Source organism: Pelomicrobium sp. G1 (genome assembly GCF_051905455.1).
Classification (GTDB): Bacteria; Pseudomonadota; Gammaproteobacteria; order Burkholderiales; family UBA6910; genus Pelomicrobium.
This window is the reverse complement of sequence record NZ_JBQACR010000530.1, coordinates 1-243: the sequence shown is the minus strand read 5'-3', so window position 1 is coordinate 243 and position 243 is coordinate 1. Positions and strand designations below refer to the sequence as shown.

1 pseudogene is annotated in these 243 nt (G+C 65.8%); it reads right to left on the bottom strand.

What is annotated here, in order from left to right:
* Nucleotides 1-205 (bottom strand): annotated as a pseudogene (locus ACTFO6_RS19515) (oxidoreductase); the annotation flags it as partial.
* Nucleotides 206-243: the final 38 nt, after the last annotated feature.

Here is a 243-nt window from a genome sequence, read left to right as displayed (position 1 = left end):
CACCAGCGCCGATCAGCGGACTGGTGCTGGAACCGTTGACCAGAAGTAAGCCAAGCGCGCCTAGCGCGACCGCAAGGGCGGTGAGCGCTGCGCCCTCTGCCAGTGCAGCTATCAGGCGCGGGCGTCGACCGGGCCAGAAAAACGCCATGCTCGCGGCGAGGAGCAATGGCAAGGGGGCGGCAAGAGGCAAGTGATCAAGGGACACGGACGTCTCCAGGTCTGGGATGTACCTTCGCGGCAAGG